11 protein-coding genes are annotated in these 13,800 nt (G+C 52.5%); 4 read left to right on the plus strand and 7 right to left on the minus strand.

The annotated features are described in order from the left end of the window. Window positions 1-145 precede the first annotated feature (145 nt). The 3 genes from H7F31_RS02530 to H7F31_RS02540 form a co-directional block, all read right to left on the minus strand. The gene (locus tag H7F31_RS02530) at window positions 146-1,192 is read right to left on the minus strand and encodes a LytTR family transcriptional regulator DNA-binding domain-containing protein (RefSeq protein WP_187102876.1); all 1,047 of its coding nucleotides are present in this window, start codon (window positions 1,190-1,192) and stop codon (window positions 146-148) included. Window positions 1,193-1,340: 148 nt separating this feature from the next. Further along, entirely contained in the window at window positions 1,341-2,048 is a 708-nt protein-coding gene (locus H7F31_RS02535) for a Na-translocating system protein MpsC family protein (protein ID WP_187102877.1), read from the minus strand. Between the two features lie 257 nt (window positions 2,049-2,305). Further along, on the minus strand, window positions 2,306-3,862 hold the full coding sequence (locus H7F31_RS02540) for an ATP-binding protein (protein WP_187102878.1): 1,557 nt from the start codon (window positions 3,860-3,862) through the stop codon (window positions 2,306-2,308). Between the two features lie 576 nt (window positions 3,863-4,438). Between H7F31_RS02540 and H7F31_RS02545 the strand changes: the two genes are divergently transcribed. Genes H7F31_RS02545 through H7F31_RS02560 form a run of 4 tightly spaced genes read left to right on the plus strand, consistent with a single transcriptional unit; the run spans window position 4,439 to window position 8,406 of the window. Further along, window positions 4,439-5,524 (plus strand): iron-siderophore ABC transporter substrate-binding protein, encoded by a 1,086-nt coding sequence (locus tag H7F31_RS02545; RefSeq protein WP_187102879.1) that lies wholly within the window; start codon window positions 4,439-4,441, stop codon window positions 5,522-5,524. After that, complete coding sequence (locus tag H7F31_RS02550) at window positions 5,517-6,557, plus strand: FecCD family ABC transporter permease (RefSeq protein WP_187102880.1); 1,041 nt, start codon at window positions 5,517-5,519, stop codon at window positions 6,555-6,557. The genes H7F31_RS02545 and H7F31_RS02550 overlap by 8 nt, the downstream gene beginning before the upstream one ends. Continuing rightward, window positions 6,554-7,591, plus strand: coding sequence for a FecCD family ABC transporter permease (locus H7F31_RS02555; RefSeq protein ID WP_187102881.1), 1,038 nt, complete (start codon window positions 6,554-6,556; stop codon window positions 7,589-7,591). Before H7F31_RS02550 ends, H7F31_RS02555 begins: the two co-directional genes overlap by 4 nt. Continuing rightward, entirely contained in the window at window positions 7,591-8,406 is an 816-nt protein-coding gene (locus H7F31_RS02560; protein WP_187102882.1) for an ABC transporter ATP-binding protein, read from the plus strand. Before H7F31_RS02555 ends, H7F31_RS02560 begins: the two co-directional genes overlap by 1 nt. Before the next feature lie 77 nt (window positions 8,407-8,483). Here the strand turns inward: H7F31_RS02560 and H7F31_RS02565 are convergent, their stop codons facing one another. The 4 genes from H7F31_RS02565 to H7F31_RS02580 form a co-directional block, all read right to left on the minus strand. Further along, window positions 8,484-9,947: a sulfatase gene (locus H7F31_RS02565; RefSeq protein ID WP_187102883.1), complete on the minus strand. Its 1,464-nt coding sequence runs from the start codon at window positions 9,945-9,947 to the stop codon at window positions 8,484-8,486. 93 nt (window positions 9,948-10,040) lie between these two features. After that, window positions 10,041-11,684 carry an extracellular solute-binding protein gene (locus H7F31_RS02570; protein ID WP_261800279.1) on the minus strand — a complete coding sequence of 548 codons (1,644 nt, stop codon included), beginning with the start codon at window positions 11,682-11,684 and terminating at the stop codon, window positions 10,041-10,043. 78 nt (window positions 11,685-11,762) lie between these two features. Further along, window positions 11,763-12,638, minus strand: a complete 876-nt coding sequence (locus tag H7F31_RS02575) for a carbohydrate ABC transporter permease (RefSeq protein ID WP_187102884.1) — start codon at window positions 12,636-12,638, stop codon at window positions 11,763-11,765. Window positions 12,639-12,650: 12 nt separating this feature from the next. After that, window positions 12,651-13,610: an ABC transporter permease gene (locus H7F31_RS02580; protein WP_397374640.1), complete on the minus strand. Its 960-nt coding sequence runs from the start codon at window positions 13,608-13,610 to the stop codon at window positions 12,651-12,653. Between the last annotated feature and the right edge of the window lie 190 nt (window positions 13,611-13,800).

The raw sequence follows: 13,800 nt of genomic DNA on the forward strand, positions 1-13,800 counted from the left end.
ATGAACGGTCACCTTCCCTTAAACTCGCGTAGCCGGTAAGCTCGACTCCAGATTAACCCTTTGGAGACCGACTTGCCGCCAAATAGCCATGGAAGGCGTCATTTTCGAGGTGAATTCAGCGTTATCGGGGGCGAATGGAACAGGATCAGAGACCGACCATTCCTTTAAGCTCCTCGAATTTCCCCTTGGAGAGGGGGATTCTCGATCGCTTGTCGTCGTCGAGCACGAGACTGTAGCTGTTGCGGCTCCATACGATCAATTCGGCGATAACGTCCAGCCGGACGATATAAGAGCGATGGCAGCGATAGAAGCGGTAGGGCTTCAGCTTCTCTTCCAGTTCCGACAGCGTCCAGGCGCAAGCGAAGGCTCCAGAAGTCGTAAACAAGCTTGTCGCGCCCTCGTTGCTCTCGATGTACCGAATGTCCTGGGGATCGACGAACACATATTTGTCCTCCGTCTTCACCATCAATCGCGCCAGCTTCATATCGCTATCGGGCACCGCCTGCGTTTCGGAGTCCGACTGTTCCGGGCGGGAGGCTTCCGGCTCGGCGTATTCCGCCGCTTCCTGGACGGTGATCGGGGTCAACGCGTCTCCCGTCAGATGGAAGATCCGGTTCGAGATCGACAACGCCTGCTCAAGCGTCGAGCAAGTGATGAGCACCGCCTTGTCCTTGCGGATAAGCTCGTCGATCAATCTTCGCACGACCATGCAGCTATGCAAGTCCAGATTCTGCTCCGGCTCCTCCCAGATCACGAGCTCCGGATCGTGAACGATGCTTCTAGCGAAGCCCAGCAGCCGCTTCTCGGAATCGCTCAGTCTGGAGATCCTTTCCTCCGCCTTCTCCTCCAGCCCAATTACGCCAAGCAACTCCTGGACGGAGATAGTCGCGTCGTATAACCGCGCCCAGAATTGCAAGTACTCCCTCACTTTCAATCGTCTGTAGATGCCCTCTTCGAGACCGCAGAAGCCCACCAGCTTCGCGGTATCGGGATCTGTAAGCAATAACGGCTTTCCTTTATAAAGAACTTGGCCGGGAGAAGCGGCGTCTTCTCCCGTGATGGATCTAATTAAAGCGCGACCAACATCGTGATTGCACTGCACGACGGTGCACTGTCCGGATACCAGCTCCAGAGGGGCGATTCTTTCCTGCTGCGGCCTCGACGCCGCACCGCTACTCTGCTTCATCATCATCTATGCCCAGCCTCCCGTTCTCCCTATTATTTCACAAAATCCCTGTTGCCGAAATGCTAACGGGCAACCCTGCAGAGATGCCCGTAATTAAAAAAAGAGCAGGCTCGCGCCAGCTCCTTGTCTTGCCGATGTCCCCGGACCCTCCGGCCTACGGGCTTAAGATAAGTACGATGACGCTTCGATCTCTCCCGAAGTCCCAATCAACGAATACGTCGACGATTCTCGCATTAAGTATTTGCTCCACATGTTTATTATTCCGCACAAATTGTTTCTCGAGACGCGTCAACGCCTCCTTCAAGTGTTCCTCGTCACGAAGCCGGATCAGCTCCTTGCTCAGATCGATCAGGATCCCGTTTCGGACCACCAGCAGCGTTCGCTTGTTCAACTGGCGGGAGTAAATGTGTTCCGGCTCCTTTTGAATGCGGCCGCTCATCAGAATCAGCTCGCGATGAAGCTCCTCCTGGCCTGCGTAGGGCTCTCTGGCCTCTTCTGCCGCAGCGCTCTCTTCTATCGCGGCATTCTCATCGGACCACTGTCCTACGAAGACGCCGGAATGATAAGGCAACTCCCAGTCATAATAAAAATCGAGGTTGCTTATACCGGTTAATACCAGCAAATAGGCCTTAATCTCGGGGACTAACCAAGACATCACAATGTCCCGCGTATGTCGTACGGTCTGTTGCTGTCCCTGATTCAGCAGGATTCTCTCTGTAGGCGTCAAGAAATTACGCAGATAGATCACAATATATGGCCTGTCTACGCTTACATAGATGGACTGAGGCCCTTTGCCGAATGCATCTCGCAGCATTTTCCCAATATGGCTTGCTATTTCGTTCTGGAAATAATTATCATTCATATGCTGTAAGTTCATCCTTAGTCTGTGTCCTGAAATTTCCATAAAAATAAAAAAAAGCCTAAACAAAGGTCGCGATTGCAACATTTATTTAGGCTTATGTCCAGCGCTATCTCTGGTTCATTGCGGCCAGCTAAATTCCGAGTTCGTATAAATGCTATTGCTAGAATGCGAGCCTTTATCGCGTGAAAGAATAAGGTAATAGCATCATATCTGTTACCCTCACTTTATCTTAATGATTTTATGCCTAATTAGCAAGGTCAAAGCTTGTAAGATCGCACGAATTCTTCTAATGCTTGCTGCAAGGACCCTCTTGTCTCAACCCTTTCGTGCAGCGAAATTCCCAATTCGACCATCGTGCTTGTCATTTCTGGTCGGATGCCTGTCATAATGGCCTTGCAGCCTTGTATGGAGGCGCCGTTAACGATTTTAAACAGCTGCGACATTATCTTGTCGTCCATATAAGCAACGCCGGATAAGTCGATGATGATTTCTTTCAGCTTCAGCTGATAGATCCGGTCGAAGGCATGCTCCTGAATCTTCTTGATGCGAGCCGTGTCCAAGGTGCCCATGATGGGGAGAATCGCCGTATGTTCATACAACGGAATGACGGGAACAGATAATTCCTCGATCATAACGCGTTGATTCCGCAGCACTTCGTTCTTGAACTCGGCATAGCTGGATGCGAAATGCTTCAGGTAGGTGTCCAGCGTATAGTTGATCTGCCTCTCCAGCTGAAAAAACTCAATTTCGGTCTGTTCTACATTGGCATAGTAGTGGTGCAACAAATCCCAATAGGTTTTGCGGAGCATCTGGATCCATTCCAGCTTCAGTATCAAGTCCAGGTTATGGCTGGCCCAATTCCTCCCATGTTCCTTGGCGTGCGAAATAAGACCTTGCTCGTTGCGTTCATTCAGCAGCATCACGACGGTATTTGCCGATTCCAGTATGGAGGCAGGGCTTATATCGGACACATTAATGAGCTCGAAGATTTCTTTGCCCTGCAGCTTGAGCGTCTCGAGAAACTCAGGCTGATTCGTTAAATAAAATTCCGGAAAGCTATGGTTCTGAACATACTTTACGTTCATAGGAATTGCCTCCCACTGATTCGATGTCGGATGATGAACCGGAAATTCGATAGAAAACTCCGTTCCTGCTCCCACCTCGCTTCTGACCCTTATGATCCCGTTATGCTCGTATACGGAAGCGAACACTTGCGTCAGTCCCATCCCGGTGCCCTCTGATTTCGACGTATAGAATGGCGTGCCCAGCAGCTTGAGCTTCCCCTCCGGGATCCCGACGCCCGTATCCGAAACCTTCACGAACAGTTTGTCGCCCGATTTATAATGCTTGACGGTTATGGTTCCGTTGTCGCCAGTGGCTTCGAAGGCATTTTTGAGCAGGTTAAAAAAGGCTTTTTTCAACTGATTCCGTTTGCCATAAATTCTCGTATCGCAATCCGAGAATTGTTTTTGAATGGATACCTCATAGGATCGTTCTTGAAAGAGGTACAGCAAGGCTTCCAGCTCGGAACACAGTTGGATGTCATCGAAGGGCTCCTCCTCCAGATCCGGCTTCGAGACATGCAATAAATTTTGCATGGTATCGATAGCGTTTTCCAGCTCCGCGTAGGCGAAGTCCAAATACTTATGCGGCGCTTCGTGTTTAAGCAATTGAAGAAAGCCTTTAACCGCGGTCAGGGGATTCTTTACCTCATGGGCGATGCCCGCGGCGATCTGGCCGACAGATGCCAGCCTGTCCAGTCTTAGATCGGACTCGCTGACTTGATGTTGCTCGCGTTCTTGAAATGAAGACAATTATTGTACCTCCTTCTTAAGGGATATAGACAAAAAGGCCCAAATAGCAGCTCTCTTGTTCGCAGAGCTTCTATCCAGGCTTATGTCCAGCACTGTCTCTGGTACATTAATACCTTTTATGTTATGGGTTGCAGAGCGAAGACGATGACGCTCTTAGCGAGATGCGCATCCCAATCTACGAACACATCGTTAATCCTGGCGCGCAAGAAAGGCCCCAGCCGATTGCTGTTATTACTGACTTCACTTGCTCACCTAGGGATCATCCTTGCCTGAAGGCCAAAGCGTGTTGTCTTTCGCCCATTTTTATTGTACTCATACTGGGGATGGCGTTCAACCACTTCTCGCTCATTTTGTCACATTTGACAACGCTTTTTCCGCGACAAGACGCATATGGTTTCATCCGCGCCTTTAAACAACAAATAAATCCCTACTGCCGGCCTCGGGATATTTTTTATTGACAACCCGCCGATAAGACTATATATTTTATGATTATGATAATCATTATCGTTAATAAGCTTTATTATCCCATGAATTAGCGTTAGCTAAAATATATTTCAAGATAAGGAAGGTACACAAATGAATTCCAAACGCAAGTACTCATTATCCACGTTGTTCGTTGCCGCATTGCTTGCCATCGCGCTGGCAGGCTGCTCCAGTCAAGCCTCTAATTCCACTCCGTCGCCTTCCCCGACAACAAGCGCTGAAGCGCCTGCCGCTGCGACTGAAACACCGGCTAAAGACGATACGCAATATCCGATCGTCATCAAGCATGCTCTCGGCGAAGCGGTTATCGAAAGCAAGCCTGAGCGAGTTGTAACCATCCAATGGGCGAACCATGACGTTGCTCTTGCCTTGGGCGTCGTTCCCGTCGGCTTCTCGGCAGCGAACTACGGCGTTCAAGACGACAGCGGGTTGCTACCTTGGACAGCCGCGAAGCTCAAGGATCTCAACGTTACGGAGCCAAATATCTTCCAAGATACAGACGGCCTGGACTTCGAAGCCATCTCCGATGCGAATCCGGACGTCATCCTTGCCGCTTACTCCGGCATTACTCCGGAAGACTATGAAACGCTGAGCCAAATCGCTCCGGTTGTCGCTTACCAATCCAAGCCGTGGGCAACAACATGGCGCGAGCAAGTTCTCTTCTCGGCGGAAGGCATGGGCATGAAGGCAGAGGGCGAGCAGCTCATCAAAGACACCGAAGCTTTGATCAAGGAAAAAGCGGGCAAATACCCGCAAATGCAAGGCAAAAAAGTCGTTTGGGTCAACTTCTCGGCTAAAGATATGTCCAAGCTGCACCTGTATACGCCTGCAGACCCCCGCGGCGCATTCCTGATCGAGCTTGGCATGGAATATCCGGAGAGCGTCACGAGCCAAATCACAGACCCATCTGCCTACTCGCTGTCTTTGAGCGCCGAGAATGCCGAGGCGCTGAACGATGCCGATATCATCATCGGTTATGGCGACGAGAGCTTATATGAAGCAGTAAAAGCAGACTCCCTGCTGGGCAAAATCCCTGCGATCCAACGTGGATCCGTCGTGTTTATCGGCAACGGTACGCCGCTGGCCGCATCCGGCAACCCGAATCCGCTCTCCATCGCTTATACGATGGACGAATACTTGGCATTAATCGGCGGAGCAATCGACAAGCTCAATGAGTAGCTCTTCGATTCCGAACACGGGCAAGCTTAATTCGCATATGCCCAAAAACTTCGCCCTGGTTCTGGTCGCTTGTATAGCCTTGCTGGTCGTATGCGTGTTGGCTTCGCTGGCCCTGGGCTCCAAGCCCCTGAGACTCCACGAAATAATGGACGGATTATTTCGTTCCGACGTGGACTCCTACTCGGCCAACATCGTACGCAAGCGAATCTCCCGCACCGTCTTCAGCTTATGCTGCGGAGCGGCGCTCGGAGTGTCCGGAGCGCTGATGCAAGCCGTCACGCGCAACCCCATTGCGGATCCCAGCATTTTGGGCGTCAACATGGGAGCTTCGTTATTCGTGGTGTGCGGCATCGCGTTCTGGAACATAAGCACGGCGAATCAATATATATGGCTAGCTTTGGCCGGCGCTGCGATTACTGCGGTGTTCGTGTTCGGAATCGGCTCAATGGGGCGTGGCGGTGCCACGCCCATTAAGCTTGTTCTGGCAGGGGCGGCCACAAGCGCCGCTCTCGGCTCTCTGGTTACCGCTATCATGATTCCGCGCTCTTACGTGATGGACCAATTCCGGTTCTGGCAAGTCGGCAGCGTGGGCTCGGCCAGTTGGAGCGGAATCGGCACATTCGTCCCGTTTTTGGTCGTCGGGCTCCTGATCGGGTTCCTTGCGGCTCCCGCACTCAATGCATTGGCGCTGGGGGATGACACGGCGACCGGTCTCGGCGTTCGAACGGGAACGCTCCGCTTTACCGCGGCGCTCGCCGGCGTGTTATTATGCGGGGCGACTACCGCGCTGGCAGGACCGATAGGATTTATCGGACTGTTATCCACTCACGTCATCCGCTTAATGATAGGACCCGACCTGCGTTTTGTTATCCCGATGTCAGCCATTGCCGGCGCCGGTATTCTTACCATAGCGGATGTGGGCGGCAGGCTGATCGGCAGACCCGGGGAGCTTGAGGTTGGCGTCGTGACGGCGTTTATCGGAGCCCCCATACTAATCATAGTCGCTATGAGATCGAAAGTGCGTTCATTATGACCAATAACAATTCGACGATTACTCTAATTATGGCAGGCCGGCGACAGAGACGCGGCCGATGGATGCTTGTGACGGGTTTGCTTGCGGTGCTGGCATGTATGTTGTGCTGCGCTATGCTTATGTTAGGCAACACCATCTACCCCGTACAGGACATTATCCGAGCGCTGTCGGGCGAACAGCTCAAGGGCGTATCCTTTGCGGTTAGCACGATTCGCCTGCCGAGAATGCTGGCAGGGCTTTTTGCAGGATTTGCATTCGGCATTGCGGGATATACGTTCCAAACCATGCTGCGCAACCCGCTGGCCAATCCCAACGTGATCGGCATTACGTCAGGCTCCAGCGTGGCAGCCGTCTTCTGCATCGTTATTCTTCAAGCCAGCGGGGCCGTCATATCGATAGCATCCGTCATTGCGGGACTTGCCACCGTCATCTTGATCTATGTATTGTCCCGAGGCAGGTCGTTCTCGATTGGAAGGCTCATTTTAGTCGGGATCGGCATACAAGCCATGATCGATGCCATCATCTCTTACCTGATGCTGGTCAGCGCGGAACAAGATCTCCCCGCGGCAATAAGGTGGCTTACGGGCAGCCTTAATGGCGCCCAGATGGACAGGCTGCCGCCCCTGATGATAACCGTATTGATCTGCACGCCTATCATCATGGTGCTTGGCAAGCAGTTGAATCTATTGGAACTCGGTGAACAAGCGGCTACTTCCCTTGGCGTCGCCACGGACAAGACCCGGATCGCGCTTATCGTGGCCTCCGTCTGCATGATTGCTATCGCGACCGCCACTACAGGTCCAATTGCTTTCGTCTCCTTTCTTGCCGGACCGATAGCAAAGCGCTTAGTCGGAATCGGCTTCTCGAACATCATTCCCGCCGGGTTGGTAGGCATTAACCTGGTACTGGCGGCGGATCTCATCGGACAATTCGCTACCCCTTACAGATTCCCCGTAGGCATCATCACCGGATTGCTCGGAGCGCCTTATCTCATCTTCTTGTTAGTCCGAATGAATCGGAAGGGAGAATTATAATGAAGCCGACACATCACTTCCAGGTCGAACGGATTGTAGCAGGCTATGAGAATCGAACAGTCATTCACGGCGTGGATCTTGTCATACCCAGCCATAAGATAAGCGTCATTATCGGCTCCAACGGGTGCGGCAAGTCCACGCTGCTTAAGACGATGGCGAGGCTGATCAAGCCCGAGTCCGGCACCATCACGCTCGACGGGAAACCGCTGAGCAAAATTCCGCCCAAGCAATTGGCCCGGGTGGTTGGACTGCTGCCGCAATCCCCCATCGTCCCTGAGGGTATTACCGTGACGGACTTGGTCGGGCGGGGGAGGTTCCCCCATCAGTCCTTGTTCGGCAACTGGACGAAGAAGGACTACGCGGCGGTAGCCGAAGCGATGGAAACGATGCGGATTACCGAATTCGCCAACCACAATATCGACGAGTTGTCGGGCGGTCAGCGGCAACGCGTCTGGATTGCGATGGCATTGGCGCAGGAAACGGATATTCTATTCCTGGACGAGCCGACGACCTTCCTGGATATTACTTATCAGGTCGAAATTCTGGACCTGCTCACCGACTTAAACCGCAAGGCAGGCACAACGATCGTCATGGTCCTCCATGACATCAACTTATCCGCGCGATATGCCGATCATATTGTCGCCATGCACGAAGGCAACCTCGTGGCCGAAGGCATCCCGTCCGAGGTCGTGACCAGCACGCTCGTAAAGGACATCTTCGGACTGGACTGCACGGTTATACCGGACCCGATATCGGGATCCCCTATGGTCGTGCCAAAGGGACGGTATCATGTGCAGGCGGACTATCCTGTTTGAACAACTTAACAACATATCCCCATGGATGGAGAAGAATCGCCTCTTAGCACAAAACAAATCCCCGACCTCAGGGTCGGTTAGACCTTTTCCAAGCCTACGCGGGCATACTGCCAATCCGGCGCATGGTATCTCTCCATCAGCTCGCGAAGCTTGGCTTCATACTGCTTATGAAGCTCCTCTTCGCGAACGGGCTTGCTTTGCTCCGGATCAGTCTCAAGATCGTATAACAGATGTTCGTCGGTTGCGTTATGATGCGACTGTGACGGTCTGGGTACCCGGTAGACCGGCATCGTCGTCTGCGGCAGGAAACGGTCGATCTCGCAGACCTCGTATTCGGTCGGCTGTCCGCCCGAACGAACCGGCACTGCCGTGTGATGGTACGCCAGGCTTCCGGGAAGCGGCTTGCGGCAGTATGTAAAACGGCCATCCGACAAGTTGATGTCTTTGCCGAAGTAACCATACAGCACCGCATCGTGATGAGGCTCGTCGCGTTCGAACAGATGGAAGAACGATTGGCCGTGCACATGGGCCGATGGCTGCGCTCCATGGCATTGAAGCAAAGTGGGCATGATGTCCATCGTCGAAGTTAATGCGCTCACTCTGCCTCCGTTCATGGGGGCGCCAGGCATATAAGCGATTAATGGAATGTGGACGAGCTCCCGGTAATCGAACATATAATTTTTGGCCCAGTATCCGTGCTCGCCAAGCAGATGCCCGTGATCCGTCGTCAAGATGACCGCCGTATCCCGCCACATATCAAGCTCGTCCATCTTGTCGAGCAGCTTGCCAAGCCAAGCATCCGCCATCGTCAGCGTGCCGGCATAACTCTTGCGAATATGCGCGATCGCCGCCTCGTCCTCCTCCTTCGCGTCCACGGGAGCATACGCCGGCCAATCAAAGTGATAGCGGTTGTTCCAAGTATCGTTGTAAAGCTCGCGATACTTGGACGGGCACATGAACGGCTCATGAGGGTCGAATACCTCCAGATGCAGATGCCAGTTATCCTCTTGGCGATTGCGCTCAAGGAACTTGATGGCCTGCGAGAAGCATTGCGGCGTCGGATAGTCTTCGTCGCGTTCGGAATCCATCCGGCTGCGGTTGACCCAGTCCTGCCGCTTGCTCTTGCCGCGGAACTTCGGCACTTCCGGCTCCTTAACCCCGGGATGCCAGGGATCGCCTTCCTGGCCTCGCATGAACTCCCAGGTATGGAATGGCGTGTGGTAGCCCCAGCCATTGGACTCGAAGTAATGATAATGATCCGTAATCAGATGGCTGTAGACGCCCGACTGCCGACGCAGCTCCTCGGGATACGCTTCGTCGAACGGCTGCAGCGGGCTCCATTGCGATTCGAGAAAGTTGAGCCGTCCCGTCATCAGCTCTCGCCGCGCGGGCATGCAAGGCAGCGAACCGCTGTAATGCCGGTCGAACACGATGCCCTTGGCCGCCAATCGATCCAGGTTGGGCGTCTGCACCCAGCTTTCCCCGTAACAATTAAGATAATGGCGATTAAGGGAGTCCATTAGTATAAAGATCGTCTTCATCACACATCTCCCGGCTATAGAATTTTATTTTTTCCTGGAATGCAGTCAGACTTTATAGACAAGCTATAAAGTCCGACTCGTACTTCTATTCGATTATAGTCCTTCTTGTTGTTTTACGAAATCATAGATGTCTTTGGCCAGGAATGCCGTATCCTGGTTCTCTGCATACCAGTTCTTCATCCATTCCTCGGCTTCCGGTCCTCTGCCTTTCTCCCATACCTTTTGCGCTTCCTCCAGGGCCTGCGCCACCGAATACGAGGAGCCGCTGACGATCGCCTTGACCCACAGCTCGCCGATCGTTTTGTTCGTCTCGCCAAGCGTAATGCTAAGCTCGTTAGGCAGCTGCGGCATATGCTCGGAATGCGTAATTTCCGCATATGGACGGTTCAGATCGAAGTAGATATCCTTGCCCAGCTCGAACATATCGAGCCCTTCCTTCTCAATCGGGATCTCCGGGTTGAACATATTGGCGGTGCCGCACTTGCCCTCCAGCACCAGCATGGACGATGACAGCATCGTAGCATCCGTCATGTAGCCAACTTCACCCTTCTTGTCGCCTTCGGTCAAGACCGGGCAGCCGGCGGTGTCTAGCTCATGATGTACGCCTTCCAATCCGAATTGCAGCGCTGTTCCTGTAGACGGCTTCGCCAGGAAATCGATGTAATCCATAACCGCTTTCGGATCTTTTGTGCCTCTGTTCACGGCCGCCGTCATTTGCACCGGATTCTGGAACGTCGGGTTAAAGGATCCTGCCGGGCTTTCCGGATAAGCGATCGGAATGATTTCCGCATCGGGAACATTTTGCTTCAAGGTGACATATTCGTTCTTCATGAACTGTTCCCACTTCAGGAGAACCGGATAGATGCCCAGCTTCCCTGTTACGAAGTCTTGCTTGGCCTTTTCGCCGTTCTTGTCGTTTAGATAATCGCGATCAATGATGCCTTCATCGTACAAGCTCTTCCGGAATTCGGCAGCCGCTACTGCGCTGTCCCAAGCGCGTACGACCTCGCCGTCCCGCACAACAAAGCCCATGTTCTGGAAGATTTGGTCTACCGTAATGGCAGACTGATGGCTTATCGCCATACCGTAAGTGTCGTCCTTGCCATTGCCGTCAGGGTCCAGTTTCGTGAAGGCCTTAGCGACTTCGAACATCTCTTCGGTCGTGGTCGGCACCTCCAGATTGAGCTTCTCCAACCAATCCTTGCGGACGAAGATGGCGCGGATTGGCGTTACCTCGTTCAGGCGGCCGACGTAATAGAGCTGGCCGTCGCTTAATGTTCCGGCTTTCTTGAGATAAGGATATTTCTCGAGCAGCGCCTTATATTCGGTGCTGTGTTCATTGATGAGATCGTCAAGCGGCATTAATTGCTTCTGTTGATACCAGGTATCCTTCGGTCCGGCAGCGTATTCGAACAGCAAATCCGGCGCCTTGCCGGAAGCGAACAAGGTATTGAACTTCTCCGTCGATTCCCAGCGCGGTATAGGCACGTACTTGACATTGGCAGGTCCGTTCTCGTTCAGCCACTTCGTCCAGCGGTTATCCTCCATCGTGCCTTCCGCCGCTGGAACGCTGCCGCGGTCGTACAGCGAGCTTGTAATATTGCCTCTAGCTTCTCCGGAATCTTGTTCTCCTGCTCCCGCGGCGTTATTATTATCTTTTGCCGAGCATCCTGCCAGAAGCGCGCCCGTCATGCAGGCCGTTGCCCCCATGATTAACCATTTACGTCCTGTTGCCATATGAATCCCCTTCCCTTTGTTGGAATGTTATATATCACAGACAATCCGCTCGGTCAAGCCAGGCCATTCCCCCTCTCATTAACCTTTGATGGAACCAATCAGCACGCCTTTCACGAAGTACTTCTGCAGGAACGGATAGACGAGAAGCATGGGGATGACCATGACCATAACCCCTGCCGATTTGATGGATTGCGGCGTAATGTTCTGAATATCCTCGAGCTGCGTGTTGTTCAGATCCTGCATAACCGACTGGCTTTGCACCATCTGCTGTACGAGAACGGATAGATTGTATTTGCCCGACTCATTAATGTAGATCAATACATTCATGAACGCATTCCAGTACGTCACCCCGTAGAACAAGGACAGCGTTGCAATCATGGGCAGCGATAGCGGCATTATGATCCGGGTCAAAATATTAACTTCGTTGCAGCCGTCAATCCGTGCCGCTTCTTGCAGCTCCTCCGGCAAATTCTCGAAGTAGCTCTTCATCACCAACATATTGTAGGTGCTGATCAGGCCAGGCAGCCAGAGGGCGAAGTACGTATCGACCAGGCCCAGGCTCTTCACGACCAGGTAGGTCGGAATGATGCCCGCTCCGAACAGCATGGTGAACACCATAAAAAGGGTGAATGCCTTTCTGGCGTAGAAGTACTTGCGGCTAAGCGGGTACGCGGCGAGAATCGTAAACAGCATGCTCATCACGACGCCAACCAATGTAATGATCAAGCTGTTCTTGAACGCGCCCATCACATTGGTCCCCTTTAATAGCGCTTCATAGGCCTCGAGCGAGAATCCTCGCGGCCACAGCGTGACGAGACCCGACATAATCGAGCTCGAATCGCTTAACGATAAGGCGATAATATGGATCAGCGGGAACAAACAAGTTAAGGCTATAATCGTAAGAACGATATAATTGACCGTGTAGAATACTTTGTCGCTGTAAGTTGCTTTCATGTCATCGTCCCCCTAGAACAATCCTTGATCGAATCTGCGAGCCAGCCAGTTGGCCGACAATACGAGTACCAGTCCGACCAAAGCTTCGAACAATCCCATGGCCGAGCTCAGACTGAACTGAGAGCCCTTGATGCCCACCCGGTAAATATAAGTGCTGATGACCTCCGATATATTGGCGACGACCGGATTCTGCAGCATGAACACCTGATCGAAGCCGACTTCCATAATATTGCCGGTTGCCAGGATGAATAAGATGATGATCGTCGGGCGAATGCCGGGAAGCGTGATATGCCAGATCTGCCTGAACTTGTTGGCTCCGTCCAGACTTGCCGATTCATAGAGGCTGGGATTGATCATCGTAATGACCGCCAGATAGATGATCGTTCCGAAGCCCATCTCCTTCCAGATCCCCGATGTAATGAAGATGCTGATCCAGGAGAATGGTTTGTACAAGAACGGATATGGCGATCCCGCCATCTTCTCGATCCAGTGGTTAATAAAGCTGGATTCCATGGAGAAGATCGTCAGGACGATGCCTCCGATAATGACCCAGTTGAAGAAGTGGGGCAAATAAACGATCGTCTGGACCGTCCGCTTGAAGATCATCTTCCTCGCTTCATTGAGCAAAATGGCGAGAATGATCGGCGCGGGGAATCCGAATATCAGTTGCAGGATGCTTAGTACCAAAGTGTTGCGGATAATGGCCAGCGTCTGGGTCTGGCTGAACAGCAGCTCGAAGTTATGAAACCCTACCCACGGACTTCCGAAGACGCCGTCGAAGAAGTTGTAATCTTTGAAGGCGATGATGTTGCCCGCGATCGGCGCGTATTTGAAAATGGCGTAAAAAAGGACAACCGGCAAAAACATCATCAGTAGCGGCAAGTTCTGCTTAAACCTTCTCTTCCGGTGCAGCTTCCGCGAGTACTTGCCGAGTTGTTCCGCATCTATCGGATTAGGCTGTGCTGGTTGCATGGCTGTCATCAATCCACCTCTCCACTATGTCGAACACGGAATGTCTCGTGCTTCGCATCAAATTCGATAAGGTAATTGTATTGGTTCGCATGACCGAATTCCTTGAAATATTATCTCTAGAACTAGAGAATTTATCGTTTTTGCCCGCTGAACAGCAATAACCCGCCATCCGGGTATGAGGGATGGCGGG

This window comes from Paenibacillus sp. PAMC21692, from assembly GCF_014303795.1.
Taxonomy (GTDB): domain Bacteria; phylum Bacillota; class Bacilli; order Paenibacillales; family Paenibacillaceae; genus Pristimantibacillus; species Pristimantibacillus agaridevorans.

Excerpts from the sequence above, each read along its gene's own strand:
- H7F31_RS02565 (WP_187102883.1), bottom strand. The coding sequence starts at position 9,947 with ATGAAGACGATCTTTATACTAATGGACTCCCTTAATCGCCATTATCTT.
- H7F31_RS02575 (WP_187102884.1), bottom strand. The coding sequence starts at position 12,638 with ATGAAAGCAACTTACAGCGACAAAGTATTCTACACGGTCAATTATATC.
- H7F31_RS02535 (WP_187102877.1), bottom strand. The coding sequence starts at position 2,048 with ATGAATGATAATTATTTCCAGAACGAAATAGCAAGCCATATTGGGAAA.
- H7F31_RS02550 (WP_187102880.1), top strand. The coding sequence starts at position 5,517 with ATGAGTAGCTCTTCGATTCCGAACACGGGCAAGCTTAATTCGCATATG.
- H7F31_RS02570 (WP_261800279.1), bottom strand. The coding sequence starts at position 11,684 with ATGGCAACAGGACGTAAATGGTTAATCATGGGGGCAACGGCCTGCATG.
- H7F31_RS02580 (WP_397374640.1), bottom strand. The coding sequence starts at position 13,610 with ATGCAACCAGCACAGCCTAATCCGATAGATGCGGAACAACTCGGCAAG.
- H7F31_RS02530 (WP_187102876.1), bottom strand. The coding sequence starts at position 1,192 with ATGATGATGAAGCAGAGTAGCGGTGCGGCGTCGAGGCCGCAGCAGGAA.
- H7F31_RS02555 (WP_187102881.1), top strand. The coding sequence starts at position 6,554 with ATGACCAATAACAATTCGACGATTACTCTAATTATGGCAGGCCGGCGA.
- H7F31_RS02560 (WP_187102882.1), top strand. The coding sequence starts at position 7,591 with ATGAAGCCGACACATCACTTCCAGGTCGAACGGATTGTAGCAGGCTAT.
- H7F31_RS02545 (WP_187102879.1), top strand. The coding sequence starts at position 4,439 with ATGAATTCCAAACGCAAGTACTCATTATCCACGTTGTTCGTTGCCGCA.